The following is a 21920-nucleotide window of genomic DNA, read 5'->3' on the forward strand; positions in this document are numbered from 1 at the left end:
TCCGAAGAAATCTAAATTTTATGGATGCCTCAGAAATTTCTAGATTAGTTCAATAGGGCTGACAATTCAGACAAATCATTGATCACGTAGTCCGGTTCGGCCGTTAATAATTGTTGAGAGGTGTGTGCACCCGTTGTAATGCCAATACTTAAACCACAACCGGCATTTTGACCTTCCATGATGTCAATGATGGAATCACCAATTTTTACCACGCTTCTACTATCTTGGATATTAAATTGATCCATCGCAAATGCAATCATATCAGGCTCGGGTCTATTTTTGGGAACGTCAGATGCGGTGACAAGGGCATCGAAATCGACCCCTATTCTCCAGCCCAATTTTTCTAATATTGACATTGCTGTTTTGCGGTCATATCCTGTATTTAAAACAGCCAAAATATTTCTTCTTTTCAGCTCTAAAAAAAGCTCGAGTGAATTGGGTTGAGGAAAAATTTCTGCTTCCTGATAAGCAACTGTTAATGACACGATAAAGTCCGAATAGATTTCATCAATAACCAACTCATCTTTCACATTGGCAAATGTTAGCAAAATATCTTTAATGGCTTGTTTTTTCTCCTTACCAGCACCTTGATCTAAAACTTGATCTAAACTAAAATTGAAACCAGCCAAATTGATTGATTTTTGAAGTGTTTTATAAACTAGGTTATCTTCATTCACCGTAGTTCCAGCCATATCGAATATGACCATCTGAATATTTTGATCTTTCATATTTTATTGTAAGAGCTGGAAAAATCCAGCAACTTTTGTTTAGCAAAACTAAACAAAGTTTATTTAAATTTAGGTATCGTAAGGTTAAATAATTGTTAACTGCTGCCAAAGTTCCTAGCAAAAGCTTAATTTTTTATAACCGTAAAAAATGTCATCGTTTTCTAAATTCACTTTCAAAATATCCTTTGACTGATCATCGGAGCAATTTCATCCTTTCGATTTAATGAAACCATCCCCTTATACCCCAGTTGAGAGGGTGACTCACCCATCCACTCGCTGGAAGCGCCTTCGATATTTATGGTATTTCGCTTCGCATCAATTGTAATAAGAGTGAATAAAGCGTCTTGATAAGGGCAGATCATTCTGACATATGGATATTGTTGCTCAAATTCAACAGGATAAGTCTGATGCTTGTGTTGATCGCCTACCCAGAAGTAAGAAGCTGAATTGATATGCACATACCGAATCCCTGAAATGGTCAACAAAGCGTTAATATGTGTATGACCATTAATTGCGAGCAGAATCTTTTTCTTGTATATGGCGAGTAAATCTCTTACTTCTTTGGCATTGTCGATCTCAAGCTCTCCTGCAAGAGGTTGATGTGAAACAATAATTACTGGTTCAGCAGCATCGGTAAGTTCCTGCTTCAACCACTCCATTTGATCTATTCCGATATATGAAGGGTAACCTCCCTTGTGATGAGGAGATCCTTTTTCATTACCATTAAGAACAAGCAGTCTTATTCCATCAATAACTTTTGAATAATACGCGGAATCCATCTTCCACATCGCAAGACATTGCGAAAGGGTATGTCCGTTATCAGTATCATGATTTCCAAGCACATGTAAGGTTTTGCGGTGGGAATTATTGAAACGATTGATTATCTCGACATTTTTTGCTGCCGGAACAGCAAAATCGCCCATCTGCATAACCGCATCAGGCTTTTCCTTTTCCATGACTTTTAAAAAAGCCTCGAGCCTGGCCATACCATCAGGCACCAGGTCATGATGCAGGTCAGTAATCACGCCTATTTTAACATTACCCCCCTTGGCATTGAAAAAACCATGGGTATAAATAGGCAATGTTATGGAAAGACCTGCAAGCGCAGTATTTTGTAAAAACTTACGACGATTTATCATTTGATTTAAAATAGCATTTATTATTTGATTTTTTAACCATTGGAAAGTTAGCGCTTGAAACAATATATGTTTCCATCATAACAGGATACGTAATATCGATCATTTGAAATGCTTACCTGGGAAAAAATTGGAGATCCTAAATTGACCCTTTCTACTTGCGTTCCGGTTTTTGCATTCAACAGATAAAGGAAGCCATCTGAGGCCCCGAAAATAATATCCTCCCCTTTTTTTGCCGGACTTGCCTCTACAGTTTGGATAGGGATTAAGCTGTCTGGGCTGAAATAAGGAGCGGTATAAACGAGCGCCTCGCCTGTAGGGAAATTCCAGAGATATTTAAGCGTTGATTTATCGAAGGCCGATATTCCCCTAGCAGATGTAGAGAGGTATATTCCATTTTCATCCAGGAGGGGCGCTCCCATGACTTTAAAATCAAATGGGGTTTTGCTTTTGCTTATTGTTTCGCCAGTTAATGGGTTCAATACAAAAAGATTGTTCAAACCTGTAACATAGAGCATATTGTTTTTATACGTTGGGGTTCCGCTACGAAAGCGCAAACCTTCGTCGTTTCTTTTCCAGAGCAACTTCCCTGTTTTAAGGTCATGTCCGAACAGTGCATTCCAATTGCTGGAAGTGATGAGAACCTCTTTAGCAATAACCATTCCTGCAGGACTTCCCTCCCAGGAACGCCAGGAAGAGTTGGTCCAAATGATTTTTCCTGTCTTGACATCAATTGCCCTCAGATAGTTTCCGTAGCCCGTATAGTATAAACCATCACGTACAATCGAACCACTTTGGTAACCAGGCAAATGACTCATTTGAGGATCGTTTTTCCAAATCAGTTTGCCGGAATTCGCCTCTAGAGCATAAGCGATACACATTGCATCTGTAACCAACGCCACATTATTTTCAAAACTAACGGAATGCTTAACAGAATTTTTGGTTTTGTATTGCCAGATAATTTTGCCAGTGTTGGCATCCATTGCTGAAACCCCACAGAATTTATTTTCTGCATCATCAATTGTAGCTACAAAAATCTTTCCTTGACTTACTACAGGAGCAGCATTCCATATGTTGCCGCCTAAATTTTTGCTCCATAGAAGGTCGAAGCTCTTCATGTTAGTGTAGGGAGATTTGATCTTGAAGCCTTTTCGACGAATGGTGGAGCTACCATCACTATAAATGCTTTCCACAATAATGTGGAAATTTTGAGAACTGTTTACATTCGGAAGGTTCATTTCAGCTCTCCAATTCCAAGAGTTGACATTTCGCAGAGCGATTTTATTTACTTTACGATCATTCTGATCATAAACTGTTGCATCAACCCGATATATCTTTTTTTCAGAATCATAAGCGTTAACACTAATTGATAGTTTAGTGTGATGCAATAGGTTACTGCTAACAGGAAGGGGTTGAATGATTACCAAGTGTTCTTTAATGTTTGCATAATGTTGTTCTACTTTTTTTATCCCATTGGCATCAATGTCAATAGAAAGGAATCGGCCCGGAGAATTGTCAATGCCGCCTTTGTTAGGGGGGCTTGTACAAATGGCATAAATTCCATTATCATTATATCTTTTCACAAAATTGCTGTGCCAATGGCCATAGATCCACGCTTTCAGTCCGTTTTTAGATAGATCTATGCTGTCTTTTTTCCCCTTTAGCAAAAATTGACCCGATGCAAAAGGAAGATCATGGTTGAAGATAAAAACGGGTTTATCCTTGCTGGTGAATTTAAGGTCATTTCTGATCCAGGCGATCAGCTGATCAATATCATAATCTGGCCTGAAGTCACCATTTGCCATGGGGGTAATAATGAAGTGTGCTGGTCCGGCATCGAAAGAATAATAAGGTGGACCAAAAAGGGACTCAAAGAGAGATTCACCATAAGGGCCCTTCACCAGATCATGATTCCCCAGCGCATAATGTACTGGCATTTTCATCCGCTGGGTATTTACTTGCTTGGCATGAAAATTCAAGCCGCTCTCATAACAAATATCACCGGTATGAACGGTGAATGCGGCTTGTTGTTGGCTTGCGAAATTCCTGACATTGGAAATCCAATCGCCGATCAGGTCAGTCTCCGTGTCTGAGATGTGAATCATCCTAATTGCACTGCCCGCTAGTTTAGCATCTTTACGCATTGCAAAATTATAGACCGTATCAGATTGTTGAACCTTGAGATAATGAGATTTGACCGGACGATACCCCGCTGGACTTGTCACAAACAAAAATCTGGTTTTCGCATATCCAGCTAAATTATATTTTCCGAAACGATCTGTAAGTGATACATTTAGACCGTCTGAAACTCTTATATCGGACAATTGCCTCTCAGCGGAATCCAACAGCCCATTTTCATTGGTATCTTCAAACACTCTGCCCCGGAATTGACCAAATACCTGTAAAGCATTCAGCAAAAAGAACACAAAAATTAAATTTTTCATTTGATGATCAATTAACACAGAATTAAAAACACCTGATTGAGGTTTTAATAGAAGTATAACCACTCATAATTACAAGCCCTTGGGTAACCGATATTTGATTATGGTGCAACGGAAACTTTAACCCTCCAGTCTCTCACTGTTCCATCTGCCGAGGTTACCCGATAGGTAAAATTACCTGCGGAAAAATCACTGATGACCCCGGCAACAGGCGCACCATTCAACGGTTCGATTTTTTTTGCAAAATGAGAAAAACGTATACCAATTTTGGTCAGATCGGTCCCCTTTGCCGCTACCAATGTTACTGTAGCTCCACTTCTATCGATAATATTAGATACTGTGGTAACGCTCGTATTTTGATAACCTGTAACTGGTTCCTCATAACCCAACTGATTGGTGACGGTTGTATATTTGAACAATACGGCCTGGGTGATGAAGGCCTGGTCTCCCCATACGCTGTCATCAAATTCGATTCTTGGTTTGGTACAGGAACTCAGCGATATTGAAAAAAATACGATAGAAAATGCGATTAAAATATAAGATTTCATAAGAATAAAAATTAATGAGTAAAATCAGGTTAGTTCCATCCGGGATTTTGGGTGAGCTGAGCGCCGTTGGCTTCATAAAGTTTTTTCTGTTGCAGGGGAATAGCACTTAAATAATCTCTGCCTGGTTCAATGAAAAGACCCCTTCCTCCTGCCCGAAAGTCTGCGACTCTAAAAAAGGGATTGATTCGGCCATCGCTGAACGCCGCAACTGTGCCAGCTGTTCCATTCTCGACAAGATTAAATTCATTCTTCAAATAACCATCTTTTCTGATCTGACTGTAAAGTGCTTGATTTGTACCATTATCCAATACCAGCTGCTGGGGACTACGCATATAATAATCACGGATCTCGCTTAAGAGCGCTCCTTTAGGCTGATATCCATTGACTGCTTTTTCGTATACCGCCCACCTTTTCAGATCATTAAGCCTAAAACCTTCCAGGGCGAATTCCACATTGCGCTCTCTTCTGATTTCATTTACAATTGCTGGTTCCGCCTTGTCAAAACCCAAATCTTCACGATAAACGAAACCTGAAGAAGCATTGAGGCCCATGGGTATCATACCTACACGACTTCGAATCAAATTCACTGTTTTGTCGAGATCATTTTGCGTTAGGTTACCTAAAATAGCCTTAGCCTCAGCAAGGGATAACAATGCCTCCTCGTAACGCATCAAGATATCGTCAGTTTCACCTTTTGTTGCCTCCTGTGCAAAAACTGCACCCTTAAAGTTTCGGTAACCTGTCGAAGTAAAGCCTTCGGTGTATGGTGCTTGTGTTGCGATGAGTGGATAACGGAATGGATTTCCATCTCCACCACGTCCTGCCAATTGATTCTGAGGCCCGCGATCAGGCGTCCAGATCGTTTGTTTAAACCGGGGATCAAGATTTTTACCCAACTCATTAAGTAGATCTGTTCCGGTCTGCTGGGACCCATCTTTTTTCAGGTACATATCAACAAGATGGTCTGTTATCGAAGGACCCCAATCCTGGATTTTGAAGAAAAAATTATGGCTGGTCGCGAGTTTGGTCGCATCATAAACTTTGTACAGTAATACACCGTCTACATTTGAGGCATCTTTCTGTGCGAAAAGCTGATTGAATGCCATTTCTTTATCGCCACCCATTGTGAAAATCCTGGTTCCGTGGCGTTCAATAAGCTGGTTCACTGCAGGCTCCACAAGCCTTAAGATATCGAGGCCATCTTTACCGGAGACCGCAAAGGGGCTGCCCTTTTTACCATGATAATATTCCCAGGTACCTTCGAATAGCGCAACCCGTGCTTTCAAGGCGAGGGCTGCATCTTTTGTCACTCTTCCTGCAATACTGCCTTCTCCCTGCCCCTTCCAGTTCAATTTACTAATAGCAATATCCAGGTCAGCCAAAATCTGATTGGCGACTTCCAAACGCGAAGCTCTTGATTTATACAGTTCTGAAAGATCCTGTTCGGTTACTAATTTGGTGATAATAGGTACGCCACCGAATGTTTTCAAAAGATTGAAATAATCCCAGGCCCTAAAGAAATATCCCTCTCCAATATAATGATCAGCTGCAGCTGTTTTTTCAGCATTAAGTGCGGCAAAGTGAAGAAAATAATTATCATTTCTTATTGCTGCGAACCCATTGTCCCAGCTACTATTTGTTTCTGGAGGAACAGAAGAGGCAGTCCATCGATTTAAAGAGGCAGTTATGGTGGTTTGAACAATCATCATATCGGTATTGGCATCCAATGCTACGTTGCTGTTGCCCCCTGTTACTGAGCCAGTGCCCCCCATTGTATTGTACTGCGGTGCCAGTCGGGAATAGAATCCGTTTACGAAAATCTGCAATTGTGAGGCTGTTTTAAAAAAGTTTGTGGCATCAATAGAATCTATTGGATCCCGATCCAAAAAGTCTTTTGAGCAAGAGCTGAACATGAGCAGTAGGCATAATGCTGCTATTGAGATTTTTTTGATTTGTGAGATATTATTTTTCATCTTCTTTTAATTTATCTATAGGTTTCTCAAAGCAGATTATAAGGTAATGTTAACACCGACTGAGTAATATCTTAAAGGCGGATAACTGTTTGGATTTGTACCAAATAGCCCCGGAAGTCCACTCCGAAGAAATTCGGGATCGTATTTAATGAAAGATTTGGAATATATAAACCCTAGATTTTCACCACTGAAATAAATGTTAGCTCGTTTCAATTTCACTTTTTCCACCCATTTTTTTGGAAAATCGTATCCAACAGTGATATTGCGGATCCGAAGATGGGCCAGGTTAAGTGAATACTGATCGGTAGCAATGGTTCTGCCGGTATTAAAAGCAGGAAAAAAGGCGCTGGTATTGTTTGGACTCCAGTAGCCTAGCTTCGTGCTTTCCTCAAATGCAGGCGTATAAAAATACGCTATCCCCCCATTGCCAGCACTCGTTCCCCAGACCCATTCAGAGCTATTGTATATATTCCATTGCATTACCCCATCCAAAATGGCAGAAAATGAGAAGTTATTCCATGAAAATGATGGCATGATGGAATAAGACTTTCTAGGGTAATTATATCCGTTTGCAGATAGGTCACCTCTATTGTACCAAAATCCTCCATCGCCAGAATTGATATAACCATCACCATTCAGATCCTGATACATTTGATAACCGGGATAATTATATTCGCCGGTCAAAGTACCTTTATTCAGATCGGCGGTATTTTGGGCCACTCCACCTGATTTATAAACGAAATTTTGTCCAAATCGCTCACCCGGCGTCCAGGTACCTGAAGTTACTCCCGTAGGATTGGCATTATATTTTGTAACATAGCCTATATAATCGCTGATATTGAATTTAATCGAATACTGTAAAGGCTTTGAAGCAACATTAAACCGGTCATTCCATCCTATGCTCAATTCCCAGCCGCGGGTTTCAGACTCAGAATTGTTTTGCTGGGGAGCACTAGTCCCCAGTGTAGAAGGAAGCGGATTTGTTGGACCCATTTGATCAACAATGGTTCGCTGGTACCAATCATAGACGATATTCAGGCGGTTGTTGAATGCGGTGAAGTCGAAACCAAAATCCAGCACGGTTGGTTTGGCCCAGGTAAGCGAAGAACTTACCAAACCTGGAGCGTATGCAGAAACTGCATAATTGCCCCCCAATAAGGTGGTTTTATTCAAATTAACATTAAGCGTGGGAAGATAGGTATAGTAGTTATTTGCACCAACAGAGGTCAAATCTCCTGATGTTGACCACGACACCCTTGGCTTAAGTTCCGAGATGAAATTTTTAAAAGGAAAGAAAGTTTCCCTTGCAATGTTCCATGCACCAGAAACAGAGGGAAAGAAACCCCATCTGGAATCTGGTGCAAATCGTGAACTTGCATCTCGGCGACCGGTTACCTTGAGCATATACTTTTGGTCATAATCATACGTAGCCACGCCATAGTACCCCAATGTGGCCCATTCGTACATGTAATCTCTGGCATCAGGGTTATTTGCTGCAGCACTTAATGATTCTACAACATCCTGTGCAAACAGATCAGTTTTACTACCGGTAAGAGTTTGATAACGATTCTCTTCTGATTGCATACCCACCTGAACCAGGAGGTTGTGCTTGCTGGCAAAACTTCTTTGGTACTGGGCATTTAACCTAAGGTACTGGTAATACTGTGTACCATTTGATTTGGTTATGCTGTTCACATTTGCAGATCTGTTATTTTGGATCCTGGTACCATCTGGCAATTCAGTGTAAACCAATTTATCTACCTTTGAATATTCAGATACGTTGCTACGCCAAGAGTAATCTCCATTTATCTCCAGATATTTTAGGGGTCTCAAGGTTGCGCCTCCCGTCAAAACGGTTTCATTTCGGGAATTTTTGATCAAACCACCTTCACCCATGATTCCAGCGGCACCTAATATCCACGAATATTGGTTTCCTGACGGAACCTTTAAGGGCGTTCCAAAGTACTGCATCATACTCCCGAAAATATCGCCATAATTGGCAATGGTTGCCCCGCTACCACTATCTGTTGATGACCCTGCCCGATAGTTTGCCCCCTGATTCTGTTGAAGAACATAGTTAACATCCGTTCTTAAATCAAGCCATTCGGTTGCCTTATAATTTAATTTGGTTTTAAAATTATATCGTTTATTGTAGTTGAAATCACCTTTAAAAAGCCCATCAGTATTATTATAGCCCAAACTGGAAAAATATTGAACTTTGTCAGTTCCACCACTCAAATTAAGGTTGTGTTGGGCGCTAATTTCTGCTTTATCCAGATAGCTTTCAAAAAGTTTGTTCGTGGCAAATGACTGCTCCCTGGTCCAATTTTTAAAACCTAGGTTCGTGGTAGGGAATTGACCATTTTCAATATAGGATTGCGCCTTATCCCCAAACTGCGTTCGAAGGTCATCAAAGGCTGGGTTATTCCAGTCCTTGTTCAACCAGGCCTCCATTCTGGCAATGGTAATTGCATCCACACCATCTACACCAGAGCCATTCGGTTGGCCATTTTTTTGAGCTATATTAATGTACCTGGCCCATTCCGGTGAGTTCGGTTGAGTGGGAAATAAAACCATCTTGCCCATTTTGATGTTTCCAGAATAGTTTACACTCATGTTGCCCGCTTTTCCGCTTTTTGTAGTGATCAACAGTACACCATAGGGCGCTCTCGACCCATAGATAGCAGATGCTGCCCCATCTTTAAGCAAGGAAATGCTCTCCACATCATTCGGGTTCACATCCTGAATAGGCCTTTCAACACCGTCTACCAGTATCAAAGGGGATCCGCTGCTATTTATCGAAGTAAATCCACGAATATTAATTGTTGCATTTGATTCTGGTGCACCACCTGGCATTCTAATATTCAGTCCTGGAGCCAATCCAATAAGCCCGTCCGAAATTGAGCGCAGCGGCCTATTCTCCAATTTCTCTCCTTCGATGGTACTCACGGCATCAGTCAAGCTCCCTCTCTTTACCTTTCCATAGGCTGTGACAACAACTTCATTTAAATCATTTGCTGTAGTTAATAGTTTTATCGTCAGGTTTTGCTGGCTTCCTACAATGAGCTGCTGCGTTTGAAAACCAATATAGGAGAATTGCAGTACGGATTGACTTCCAGCAACGTTGATGGAAAAAACACCGTCATTATTTGTCGTTGTGGTATTTGTGGTACCCTTTTCAACTACACTTACACCAGGGATAGGCTTGCCGTTCATCTCTACCACCTTACCTTTAATAACCTCTGATCTCGAATATGGTCGACTAAGGGGTAATCCATTTGTAATTGAAGCAAGGAATAAAAACAGAAATGTAAACAAAAGAAATCGGGAATGATGTCGGATTTTCCCTGATGATGATCGTCTCATTATTAGTTGGTTTTTAGTTTTGTTTGATATGCGTTTAACTTTTTAAAACAGATCCTATACATTTGGTTCAATGCATCGATTTGTTTTGCAATACTAAACAAAGTTTATAAAGAATAATTTACGGGAATGTTAAGATTCTGTTATTCTTTACTGAACTCAAATGCTAGTGCAGGCCAGCAAGATATTTAGTAAAAATCTGATTTTATGCGTTTTATAGCAATATCGAAGCCTATCTCTATTAAGCTTTAAAAAGCTGCCAAAAACAAATGTTAAGTATAAATTAACTTTGTTTAATAAAATTAATTTTATAACTCTAGAAAAGTTGAGATAAATTGCAATGACTAAAACATTTCGATCTAAACATTAAGTTCTTAAGCGCACCAGTAGTGCAGCTACCTGATTTTACAATTTTATTTCACTATTTTGCATCATTATCCAGATACAACTTGCATTGCTATATAGCTGTAATGAATAAATAACCAGAAATCGGATAGAAAGGTATACACTGGAAAAAATGAAAGCATATCTAACTAATGAGATTAATTTTCATCAGTTATAAAAGTTTTTTTTCTGAGATCAAAAATACAGATCACTCAATTACCGAATAAGGGATTCGGTGATCCCGTCTCATCTTCCTAGGGTTTTGTTGGAAAAATCTCAAATTATTTTCCTTATTTATAGCGGTTTGCTATAAGTGAGTTTGTGAAGTCGATAAGTTCCAAACCTTACCCAGATTAAGATGAACTGTCGGGCTGATGTAGATAAATATCTTGCTGACTAAATGGGATTTTGATATTGTTTTGTTTGAAACATTCATTCAATGCGATGATGAGATCACTTTTTGTTGAACTGTTTTCCTTTAGGTTCCGTGTCCAGACAAGGATTTTAAGATCAATTGAATTTTCCCCGAATTTTTCGAACTGAATAATAGGTTTGGGCAACTTTAACACCCTTTCTTCATTTGTAATTACTTCGGAAATCAGATTTTTACATGCTTTTAGATCGGTATCATACCCTACGCCGACATCAATCGCCATGCGCCTTCGGCCTCCCGCAAGTGTCCAGTTCATCAGATGAGAATTCAATAGATCACCATTAGGCATCACCAAATCGCCGCCATCAAATGTTGTGATGATGCTGCTGCGAAAACCTATCGATTTCATGGTTCCTCCCTGTCCATCAACATCAACAATATCACCTACATTCACTGGTTTCTCAAAAGCGATAATTAATCCACTTACCAGGTTATTAACCAGTGTTTGTAACCCAAAGCCAATCCCTACACCCAGTGCGCCAATCACGATGGTAATTTTATCAAGTGGAATGCCCGCAGCGGCAAGGGCGAGAAATAATCCTATACAAAGGATGGTAAGCCTGACCAATAAAACCCAACTTCCTAATCCACGTTTTACTGACTGCTCTCCCTTACTTTCTGCAAGATGTTCGTCAGAAGTGAAGAAGGACACGACTTTTGAAGCGATCACCGAGACGGTCATAATACCTAAAAAGAGCAACAGGCCATTAATGTTAAAACTGTAGTTTCCGATACGTCGTTCGATCTCCAGAAAATCGAGCAATGGTTTGGACAACATATCGAACTGAGGAAAATTATGTCCGATTATCACCAACCACCCCACTATCAGTAAGATATATAGGATTGCTGGAGCCTTGCCACCCATCTTGCCAAAGTTGAGGTAGAATAATTTACGGTCTTGAACGGTGTAAACGTCGAAAGCCAACAGTAAGCCTTCATTGATAAACCTCACTACCCAAAGAAAAAGTATAGAAATCACAACGTTGAGAAAGCCGACTAAAAACAGTGTCTTTGACAAATTAAACCGTCCATATAGGTTTAGTATTGCAGATGCTACTTCAATGACTACCATGAGGCCGATTGAATAGAAAATCCACTTTTCTTTTAATTCTGAATATCTTTTTTGAACAAGGATCACCATACCTGCAACCGTTCCAATGATCGAAACAAAGAGCATGAACCACCGTTCTTCCCTCGAAGCTTGCAATAGGATGTTCCCGAATGAGGAGACCATTAATAAAAGTACTATCAATAGCCAAACCTTCATCCAATAGCTGGAAATAAAATTTCTAAAAACGATGGTCAGGCAAATACAGCTCACTAACCAAATTAATAGACTGAGCATAAATGGAGGTGAGATCAGAATAAACTGAAAAAGGCTTAAAACGATCAATATCGCCGAAAATACCGGATAGTTGATTGCAAGCTGCCCATCCATCTCTTTTTTGAATAAGCCTTTATTTATATAGATTGTTTTTAGGGAACTTAAATAAAAAATGGAACAGAATATCAGCAAAAGGATGACAACAAGTCTTCCGAAATTATTGATCGCATAATATTTTAGGGTGAGGAGGTTTTTTTCTACAGAAAATTCCAGGATCTCCATGCTACTTCGAAAGCGCTTGGGGTGTTGCCAGATATCGGGTAACTCGCGATCGAAGGAACTTAGAGTCATTGTTTGTTCGTATTGTTCTACTTGTTCAATACTGTTACTGAGCTGATTAATTGTTAAGTTATAAGTATTGATCAGTTTTTGGATTTGAAGGCTTCGAACCTTTAAAACAGAATCTACAGGTGCAGTTTCATAGGCAACAGTTCCTAGAATTTTAACATAGTTGAGCACAGATGCTGAATCTTTTGGAAAGGTGAAGAGCTCAGGAACAGTGGAGAGTGAATCGAACTTATAATGAAACGAGGTTAAAGACTTTTGCCGGAGCTCCAGGCTACTCTTTATTTTGGAAGTACCTCTTAATAGTTCTCTTAAGATACGCTTTGTAGATGCGAGATTTCTGTAAGTCTGGATTGAGCCCACACGGATAAAAACGCCATCAGATGCTGTATCATAAATACGCTGGAGGTTGCTGATGTGATTTGTGAGCGCTATGCTATCAATTGGCGTTTTTAAAAAGGCTTTAGTGTTTTGAGTATTAATTCTAATGTCATTGATCACCTTAAGCTGAACAAGGGATATGTTATCTGCCTTAAAGTCTGCCTTGCTATCCTTGGCAGATTTCTCTGCAAAGGCCTGCATTCTCTCGAGGAAAGTTTTCTGTTTTACTAATATACTATCTTTTTTAGTATTTAAATCCTTACTCTCCTGACCGTAAAGATTTAATGCACAGAAAATACTTATAAACAAACAGATGTAAATCAACCAATTATCAGGCGTATCGTGGCGGGCATGCATTCATCAATATTACTTAAAAAATAGAGTAATGCAAAGCAATAATCTAGGATTCTGGTTTAACATTGTATCCTTTCTCCAATACTTATTTGTTGTTTTTTTGGTCTTAGCTTTTGATTTACACTAAAATGAAAAAAAATATACTTATAATCTTAAAGCTCTTTATTAAAGTTTGCAATCATTTATTGCAAGCTGAGATCTATTTCTTACCGGTTTGAAACATAGGGAATTTTGTGCCCTTGTTCTAGCATCTAAAGCGAAAGAACTTTTACACTGGTGTTTATCAACTGGCCTAAAAGTAGCGAAATTGTGATGGAAAATGAACTGGCCTGGCGATCTGAAGGGGCCACCAAAGCGGGTATTCTTCAGCATTTTGCGGTAATGAGAGATTGTATTTATCGTGGCTGCCACACTACGGGTTTTTTACCTGGCGGATTGGATGTTGCCCGAAGAGCATTCCCATTGAACAAACGATTAATCGGCAAAGCCGAATATACCGACTATAACTCCTGGCTAGAAGCCATTAAAAAGGGAGGTAACGGTTTCAATTATATATTAGATTGGGTAAGTTGCTTTGCTTTGGCGGTAAACGAGGAGAACGCATCATTCGGACGAGTAGTAACTGCACCAACAAATGGTGCAGCTGGCGTTATTCCGGCAGTTTTACAATATTTCATCACCTTTTGCGACGGTTATTCTGAAGAGAAAATTATCCAATTTATTGCCTGCGCATCTGAAATAGGAAGTATTTTCAAGAAAGGCGCTACCATTTCCGCAGCGATGGGTGGTTGTCAGGCAGAAATTGGTGTTTCATCGGCAATGGCGGGAGCAGCACTTACAGAATGTTTAGGCGGTTCGCAAAGGCAGGTTTTAATGGCCGCAGAAATTGCGATGGAACATCATTTAGGCTTAACCTGCGACCCAATCGGTGGTTTGGTTCAAATTCCTTGCATTGAAAGAAATACAATGGGCGCCATTAAGGCCATTACAGCAAGTCAGCTGGCGCTACAAAGTAACCCCGATAAGGCGAAAGTGAGTTTAGATGCCGTTGTAAATACCATGTGGGAAACTGCTCTCGATATGAACGCCAAATACAAAGAAACATCAGATGGTGGGCTGGCGACCAATATCCCAATTAGTTTGCCTGATTGTTAGCCAAAGAGATGACCACGAACCTACCCGAAAGTCACTCTATTTCCATACATTAAATAAAAATGCGATCATTTATTTAAAGTATTTGATTGAAGATTGAATACCATTTTCTTAGATGTTCCAAAACAACTCTATATCCTGTAATATTAAACATCCAGTGACAATACACGACTAATAATTATTAATTTGAATTTTGATTTTTCGATTCAAAAACCTAATTTTAATACTGAAGCATTTGCACAAAAAATCAAGGTGAGCAATTCGGTGAGTCGATCTATCGAAAATACCTTTAAAATATAAAAAAGCGGGTTTTTAGCCCTAAGTTCGGGAGCCTCGCTCTCCGCATTAGTGCAAAAGGAGTCCTTGGGGGCTCCTTTTTCCGTTTCAGGGCAAAACGGGGGCAAAGGAAAAATTCAGATTTATGGCGGCAAAGAAGTATAAAAAAGCTAAGATCTATAAGGCAAAAGATGGCGATCCAAAAGCAAAAGGGTAAGTTTCGTATTCCTTTTTAAATCCATTCACAGCAAAGTTTTAAAGGTTCAAGGTTTACGAAGGGATTAATTTATATAAAGATCCCAAAAGAAAAGGAATCGTTTGCCAATGAACTTGTAAACGAGATCTACTCCCGTTTAATGGCCGGCTATGATCCGTTCAAAGCTGAACAAAAAACAAATGAGATTGTCCACGAATTAAAAGCAGCTGCACTACTTCAGGAAAACAAAAAGTCGCCTACCCTACTCTAGGCGTTCAGAGAATTCCTCGCTAAAAAAGAGGAAAAGAATCTGGCTAAGGATTCGATGACATCGTATAACAGTTATATTGGAAAGTTCGAAAATTACCTTTTCGAAAATAGATTAGCTGATATCAGGCTGAACACAATCGATACCAAGTTTATTTCGGATATGCTTTCCTGGTTAAAAGACGAACATGAATGGGTTGGAACCACTTACAATAATAACTTGAGATTTTGGGTTACGCTATTGAACTGGTTCGCTAATGCACCCCGTAAGTGGGGTCGTCGTGATGACTTCCATATTGGTGCAGATGGTGAGCTCGAACAAAAGGTAGCTAAACCAATGAAGCATCAATATTTTGGCGAAGATGTAGGGAACCGGGTAAAGGAGACGTTCAAGAAATTTCCTGCGGTGGAGTTCTATTCCAAGTTTATTTACTTCAGCTGCATGCGACCTGAGGAGATACGAAACCTTAAAATTGAAAACATAGATCTATCTGGCCGATACATTAAGATCGTTGGAAAAACTAAAAGCCGAACCGTGCCGATCAGCGATGAGCTGGCCGATATGTTAACATCATTGCATTTGGAAAAATACCCTGCAAATTACTATGTAATTGGTCAATGCGGTGAGGTTTCTAAATTCATGCATGGTGAAAACTAAAAGAAAAGCTCGGACTTTCTAAGGACTTTACACTCTATGGATGGAAACACACCAGAGTAGTTGATCTTTTGAACGCTGGTTATTCGGATGCAGAGATCATGAATTTAACTGGCCACACCGACACGAGCAGTTACGATAAATATAAACGTGACCTGGTTAATCACATAAAGACAAAATTGAAGGGTAAAACTATAGGTTGGCAGATTCACTAATATTTTTAGTAATTAAATAAAATAAATTTTAGTTTTGCTTTATGGCAAAGCGATTCAAGTTCAGGAAAATGTATTTCGTTTGTGAGGATGGAAAGGTAATAGAAGATAATATTGCAATGACCAATGCTTATAAAGATAGGGAAGTTGCGCAAAGCGTTTGCAATTCACGAATACAGCAAAACCATAAAATGTAGGATGATAAAACGAAGCCATTCCCCAAACATACCGTTGAGGCGTTTTATCTATTGCATGAAAGTTTGTTTAAAGATCAAGAGAAGTGATTAATGTCTCATCACTTCAGCGTAGAAATCCTTACCAAAAACAAAGTAAGTGATGGCGTGAAAAACAATAGCAAGGAGAATCAAAGCCAGAATCATGCAGATATTGCTCATTCGAACGAAACTTTTGACCATTCCGTCAAGTGGCTCGTGCTTTTTGTTTTTATCTTCCATAATGCAATATAGCAAAAAGCTATAAAAATAAAAAGCCTCGCATTTCTGAAAGGCTACCAAGTAGTCGGATGCTCATATTGTAATATTTTAAAATATCAGTAAAAAAGGGATGATCTTCCGACCATCCCTAAACTAAACCAAACTAAATTATTGAAGGTTACCAGTGTAGGTAATATATGTAGTTGGACTAGTCCAAATTTTCAAGTCTTGAACATGGACACCAGTTGTAATTTCTGTATAAGTTCCTGAAAAGCCAAACAATGGAATATTTACGTGTGTAGTTAGATCCTCCGCAGTGACCTCTTGAACTCCTCCTTGATTGTTTCCAGTAATGGTGTAAAGTACGTTGCCAACAATATAATCGGGGAATAGAAGATACATTTCGGAAGCGGGCTTAGGGGGCTGAAACGTATGTGAAACAATAGACATTTTAGAAGGAGAAGACGTTGAAGATACCACCATTCCCTTCACTACAATCTCGCCATTATTTGAACCACTACTCATAAAGCTGTCCATATTTGGAAGCGAAGGCTGTAATAGGGTGCCGTATTCATCCTTTTTATGCCCAATGTAATTGTCATATGCTTTTTTGAAATTTTGAAATTCTGAATACATGATAAGTGGATCCCCCACAAATGTCGGGCGTATTACAGTAAAATATGGGCCTGCTGTCAAAACTTGTAGATACTCTGTATTAGGGTCTAAAACCTCTACTGCAGGGATCGGCTGACCATTTTTAACATTCACGATAGGATGTGGCATGGATCCAAAAACCATTGTCCCCCACCACGCTCCTTGAAACGTGCCATTTGGCTGCTCAACAAGGTATACTTCTTGATTTGATTGCCCCGGCAGATTCATCTTCAAATCTACACGATCCTTAAGTTTTCCTGGGCCCTCATCTTGAGCGATCTGATCCTTTTTACAGGCTGTGAATGTGGCAGCTAAGGCAAGGCCAAACATTAAATTTAAATGTTTTTTCATAAATGATTGAGTTAAGTGTTAATATTATTACAATATATGACTAACTTATATATGTTGCTTGTATAATTTAAGTTACATTATTAGTTTTTCATATTGTTAATCTCAATCTTAAATCATTGTTTTCTAAAACCCAACCAAAGGAAAAAACAAACTACTGCAGCAACACCGATCCAAACCCAGAAGTCCGGTTTATTATCCTTGCTTTTATTTAAGCTGCTTGATTTAAATACACTATCATAACTAGGCATGTAAATGATAAAGCCAAGCTCGACCAACTTTTGAATGCATTTGTGATAAGTGTTGAAAGAACGAATGGCAGAAAGCATCATGACCTCCCTTCTTGTAATCCGGAAGGTAACAGACATTCCCTGCTGATGGGATAAAATAACCAACTCTTCAAAAAGACTGATATGCGATGGCCTGATCTCCCGATAGTATCTTGAACGCCTGAGAAAATCATTCTGAATAATTGATACATCGATCATTTTCCAACCTCCTCTCCCATCAATCTTTCGATATCGGCGTAGGCGTAATAAATAATTTTTCCCACTTTCTTAAATGGAAGTGTGTTGTTTATCCTAAGATTCTGCAAGTAATTGAATTCTGTAGTATCCTGAATGCACAATACATGTTTAAGTGAATTTAAAGTACTATTGCAAAGCCGATAGCCACCTTCTAGAATATCATCATGTTCCAATCGCTTGTTCGATAGCATACGATAGAAGGCAGCTTTTAAGGAATGGGTTGGAGCTAACCGATTGATGACTGCTGTTCCCGAAGATAACAAATCTGATAAACAATTTTCTAATCTAACTGCAATACGATTATCTGATAAAAAACCTTTATAAACGCCTGAATAACAATGATCTAACATCATTAAAGATACGAAAAATAAATATCAAATAGTTGATAATCAGATAGTTATATTATCTTTTTATTGTAAATAAATGTGTGTAAAGATTAGGTTATTAAGAGGAAGACAAGTGAGCAGTGGTACGTTAATTTTCCGGCAGCTGTTGCCCAGGCAATTGAGTTCAAGCAGGGCGAGATTGTGGAGTGGATTATCGATGACAACCAGCGATTGGTGCTTCAGAGAAGTGATGAGTCCGTTGAGGACCTTAAAAAAAAACTCCCCAAGAAACCCTGATCGGAAGCTTCAGATCGATTTTTGAGGGCTGCCTGCCAGCTTTTAAACAAGCCAGAACATTTGAGAATGTAAAATAAACTGTGTCAAAAGTTAAATTACTAACTTTAGATACAGTTTATTTTACATTCTCTATTCGTTTTTCTACATTACTCCTAACCGCGACCGCTTATTACTCAAAACGCACCAACTTAAAGCTCTTTCGTCAAAGTATTTACGGAAGCTCTTTTCTGATAATTTGGATCGAAATGCACAAACTTTATCTTTCCTGAACGATTAATGATGTAAGTTGCTGGCACTGGAAGCGTATGGCGTGTATTGCCATTATTGACTTCCAAATCAATCCCATAACCTTTATATTTTGAAAAAGTCGCATCATCCATCATGAAATTTACACCGTAAGCTTTCATAATATCATCGTCCTTATCCTGTATAATGGAGAAACCTGCACTGGTTTTTTTTATTGTTTTTGAAATATTTTCATTGGTTTCTGGGGTTACGCCAATCACATAAGCATCTTTACTTGTAAGTAGCTGCAGGGAATCCTGAAGTTCTTTAATGTGCTTGTTGCAATACGGGCACCATTGGCCGCGGTAGAAAAACAGCACTACAGATTTATGTTCTTTTAACAACGCTTGTAAACTGATCTTTTTTCCATTTTGGTCCGTCCCACTAAAAGCCGGGGCAGTTGCTCCCACAACTAACCCCTTTTGAGCGTTTGCATTTAAAATTGCTGCAACAAAAAAGGCAATAAATAGTATAATTCTTTTCATGATATTACAAATTTTGACAGGAGAATTTAGAAAATTCCCCTACCTGTTTTTTTACATTTTACTTTTCGACATTTTGTCTTTTGCCATTTTAGATTTCTCCATCTTGGCTTTTTTGGTCGAATCTGCCTTCATCTTCGACATTTTGTTTTTCTCCATCTTATCCATTTTCCTCTTGCCAATTTTATCCTGTTGAGGACTGTTTGCAAAGCTCGATGCAGAAAGACTTAGAGTGACCAACGCAGTAAGAACAATTTTAGCTGCAGATTTTAAGAATTGATTTTTCATGTTTTTGTGTTTTTGTTTCCCTTTTTGTCGCAGCCTATTTGAAAACCTTACAATCAAATCAATTTTTATCCATTTCTTTTTCGATTCTTTGTTTTAAGCTCGATTTGAAATCTTCCTCAAGCTTTAATTCTTCATTTTTGAAACCAACAAATAAGCGATTAATAAGTATGCTTTGTTGCTGAAAGTTCCTGCAAACGGAACAACCTGCAAGGTGTATATTTAGTTGCAAGATCTCAGAGGCAGTAATCTTCGCAAATGTTTTTTTCTCTATCAGGAAAGTAGCCTGTCTGCAATTGTATATTATCTTCTTTAAAGCTCCGGTCATATCAATTCCAATTTTTTTGAAGGCAAGCCCTCAGGTTTAGTTTTGTGCGATGCATGATAACCCAAAAATTAGCATCGGTAAGTTTTAGCTCAACGCAAATTTTTTCAGAGGTACAATCATCCATGTGTTTCATCGAAAATACAGAAAACCATAACGGCGGCAGTTTTTTTAAGCAGCCTGTTAAAATATTCCCCAGTTCTTTAGTGAGCAACGGATTGTCTGGTTCTAAGCCAAATGCCTGGGGTGCATGTACAGCATTCCAATGTCCGTTCGTTGCATCAAAAAAATCTATCAGTTCAGATTCTGACTGCCTAACTTCCTTCAATCCTTTTGATGCCTGTTTCCTGTAAAAACCAGCTATCTTATTTTTAAGGATTGCCGAAAGCCAGGTTTTTTCACTGCTGTTTCCTTTAAAACGCTCCAATTGTTTCAATGCAGCTAAAAAAGTATCCTGCACTAAATCTCTTGCTACTTCTTCATCTCTTAATCTCGACATGCCAAAGCGATAAAGGTAGTCAGCATATTTTTCAACCCAGGTTACCGGGTCGGGATGAAGTTGATTGGTTGCCATTAAACCTTGCTTTTCTTCATTCATCTTTTTACGTACATTGTATAAATATAGTGCTAACCGTTTAGTCGGTAGCAAATTAAATTCCTTACAAATTATTTTATTTTTTGTAAGGAATAATCTAAACCAACGACTAAGCGTTTAAATGATTACCATGGTTAGAAAGATAGTATTTGTGTTATTTCCCTTTTCTGCAATAAGCTTAGCTTTCACTTTGAAACGAAAGAAACCTGCAGCGCCAGGTTTGCAGTTATCGAACAATTTATTTCAAAAGGTTGTTCAAGTTACCCATATGCTGATGCGCTAATAGCAAGAATAGAAAAAGAAAATAATAAAAAACTTACCATATGAATTTTCAGGATAGATTAAACTATAAAGGTAGCTTAGCAATGCCGGAAACTCGAAAAAGCAGAACCAGTGTATAATCTGGGTGCGTCTGAATGGCGTTTACTGAACTCAAATTATTTAAATGGAAGCCATGGATTTATTTGAACCACAATTAACACTATCAGTTATCCTTAAGCGTATTATCTAAAAACATCTAATTTTTAACATCTACGGAAAGTTCGATAAATCTTTCATATTGTTTTAACGCGTCAGCGACTTTTGATTGCACCCTTACCCAATACTTAAGATCTTCAATAACTTTTTCATCCCAACCCTTACCGGATATCAGATCCGAAATTCAAGCCCTTTTTCCTGAAATCAGAAGCTATTCTCTTTCAAATGTTGTGACAAACAGACTTGACACGCAAAGCAAAGACACCCTTACGCTTTTCAGCGCAGATGTTTCAAAAACACCTGTTCCTGCTGATCAGCTCACATACGCTTTACTACTTAAATACGGGGATAGTATAAAGGCGTTTTAACCTGATCGTCCCGCTATGCAAATATGGCAAGTTTACATTAAAGAAACATTAAATCCTTCACACGGTACTTGTCTTAGAGTTTTTATCAGCCATATTCCTTTCGCGCCTGACGCAATACATCGATTTTGATGGATTAAAACATTTCTGCTATATGTTTTTCATAGAAAGAAGGTAAAACTCAATATCGTCAGAAGAAGTTTCGCGAACAATCAGATAACCCAATTCATTGAGTAACCTGATTCATCTAACGATCAGGGACTGTTCTGAAGATCGACGCTAAGATAAGAACTACTAAGTCCTTTTTAAATGTTGCCATTATAAAATATACTTTGTGATAGTTGTAGGTAAA

16 protein-coding genes and 2 pseudogenes are annotated in these 21920 nt (G+C 38.9%); 5 read left to right on the forward strand and 13 right to left on the reverse strand.

The features are described 5' to 3' along the window. Positions 1–44: 44 nt before the first annotated feature. The 7 genes from AC3ITD_RS13110 to AC3ITD_RS13140 form a co-directional block, all read right to left on the reverse strand. On the reverse strand, positions 45–728 hold the full coding sequence (locus AC3ITD_RS13110; RefSeq protein WP_489360317.1) for an HAD hydrolase-like protein: 684 nt from the start codon (positions 726–728) through the stop codon (positions 45–47). A gap of 173 nt (positions 729–901) precedes the next feature. Beyond that, on the reverse strand, positions 902–1930 hold the full coding sequence (locus AC3ITD_RS13115) for a metallophosphoesterase family protein (RefSeq protein ID WP_489360319.1): 1029 nt from the start codon (positions 1928–1930) through the stop codon (positions 902–904). Further along, positions 1915–4308: an outer membrane protein assembly factor BamB family protein gene (locus AC3ITD_RS13120; protein WP_489360321.1), complete on the reverse strand. Its 2394-nt coding sequence runs from the start codon at positions 4306–4308 to the stop codon at positions 1915–1917. Before AC3ITD_RS13120 ends, AC3ITD_RS13115 begins: the two co-directional genes overlap by 16 nt. A 98-nt stretch (positions 4309–4406) precedes the next feature. Next, positions 4407–4853 carry a DUF5018-related domain-containing protein gene (locus AC3ITD_RS13125; RefSeq protein ID WP_489360323.1) on the reverse strand — a complete coding sequence of 149 codons (447 nt, stop codon included), beginning with the start codon at positions 4851–4853 and terminating at the stop codon, positions 4407–4409. 29 nt (positions 4854–4882) lie between these two features. Next, positions 4883–6826, reverse strand: coding sequence for a RagB/SusD family nutrient uptake outer membrane protein (locus AC3ITD_RS13130; protein ID WP_489360325.1), 1944 nt, complete (start codon positions 6824–6826; stop codon positions 4883–4885). Positions 6827–6862: 36 nt separating this feature from the next. Continuing rightward, positions 6863–10192 (reverse strand): SusC/RagA family TonB-linked outer membrane protein, encoded by a 3330-nt coding sequence (locus tag AC3ITD_RS13135; RefSeq protein ID WP_489360327.1) that lies wholly within the window; start codon positions 10190–10192, stop codon positions 6863–6865. 734 nt (positions 10193–10926) lie between these two features. After that, positions 10927–13413, reverse strand: coding sequence for a mechanosensitive ion channel family protein (locus AC3ITD_RS13140; protein WP_489360329.1), 2487 nt, complete (start codon positions 13411–13413; stop codon positions 10927–10929). 250 nt (positions 13414–13663) lie between these two features. On the opposite strand from AC3ITD_RS13140, the pseudogene AC3ITD_RS13145 reads away from it, so the two are divergent. From AC3ITD_RS13145 to AC3ITD_RS13160, 4 genes and pseudogenes are all read left to right on the forward strand, one after another. Further along, a pseudogene (locus AC3ITD_RS13145) lies at positions 13664–14565 on the forward strand (L-serine ammonia-lyase); the annotation flags it as partial. Positions 14566–15320: 755 nt separating this feature from the next. Continuing rightward, positions 15321–15533, forward strand: a pseudogene (locus AC3ITD_RS13150) (phage integrase SAM-like domain-containing protein); the annotation flags it as partial. A gap of 105 nt (positions 15534–15638) precedes the next feature. Then, positions 15639–15959, forward strand: coding sequence for a tyrosine-type recombinase/integrase (locus AC3ITD_RS13155; protein WP_489366677.1), 321 nt, complete (start codon positions 15639–15641; stop codon positions 15957–15959). 253 nt (positions 15960–16212) lie between these two features. Next, positions 16213–16365 carry a hypothetical protein gene (locus AC3ITD_RS13160; RefSeq protein ID WP_489360332.1) on the forward strand — a complete coding sequence of 51 codons (153 nt, stop codon included), beginning with the start codon at positions 16213–16215 and terminating at the stop codon, positions 16363–16365. 405 nt (positions 16366–16770) lie between these two features. Here the strand turns inward: AC3ITD_RS13160 and AC3ITD_RS13165 are convergent, their stop codons facing one another. The 6 genes from AC3ITD_RS13165 to AC3ITD_RS13190 all read right to left on the reverse strand — a co-directional run bounded on the left by AC3ITD_RS13165 (position 16771) and on the right by AC3ITD_RS13190 (position 20729). Next, a complete protein-coding gene (locus tag AC3ITD_RS13165; protein WP_489360334.1) occupies positions 16771–17607 on the reverse strand; it encodes a hypothetical protein in 837 nt (278 codons plus the stop codon). A 113-nt stretch (positions 17608–17720) separates the two neighbouring features. After that, on the reverse strand, positions 17721–18092 hold the full coding sequence (locus tag AC3ITD_RS13170; protein ID WP_489360336.1) for a hypothetical protein: 372 nt from the start codon (positions 18090–18092) through the stop codon (positions 17721–17723). Continuing rightward, entirely contained in the window at positions 18089–18484 is a 396-nt protein-coding gene (locus tag AC3ITD_RS13175) for a hypothetical protein (protein ID WP_489360338.1), read from the reverse strand. The genes AC3ITD_RS13170 and AC3ITD_RS13175 overlap by 4 nt, the downstream gene beginning before the upstream one ends. Before the next feature lie 458 nt (positions 18485–18942). Continuing rightward, a complete protein-coding gene (locus tag AC3ITD_RS13180; protein WP_489360340.1) occupies positions 18943–19524 on the reverse strand; it encodes a peroxiredoxin-like family protein in 582 nt (193 codons plus the stop codon). 51 nt (positions 19525–19575) lie between these two features. After that, positions 19576–19809 (reverse strand): hypothetical protein, encoded by a 234-nt coding sequence (locus AC3ITD_RS13185; RefSeq protein WP_489360342.1) that lies wholly within the window; start codon positions 19807–19809, stop codon positions 19576–19578. A gap of 326 nt (positions 19810–20135) precedes the next feature. Then, the gene (locus AC3ITD_RS13190) at positions 20136–20729 is read right to left on the reverse strand and encodes a sigma-70 family RNA polymerase sigma factor (RefSeq protein ID WP_489360344.1); all 594 of its coding nucleotides are present in this window, start codon (positions 20727–20729) and stop codon (positions 20136–20138) included. Between the two features lie 644 nt (positions 20730–21373). On the opposite strand from AC3ITD_RS13190, the gene AC3ITD_RS13195 reads away from it, so the two are divergent. Next, complete coding sequence (locus tag AC3ITD_RS13195; protein WP_489366679.1) at positions 21374–21571, forward strand: DUF8492 domain-containing protein; 198 nt, start codon at positions 21374–21376, stop codon at positions 21569–21571. The last annotated feature ends 349 nt before the right edge of the window (positions 21572–21920 follow it).

It is taken from the genome of Pedobacter sp. KH_004 (assembly GCF_057840755.1).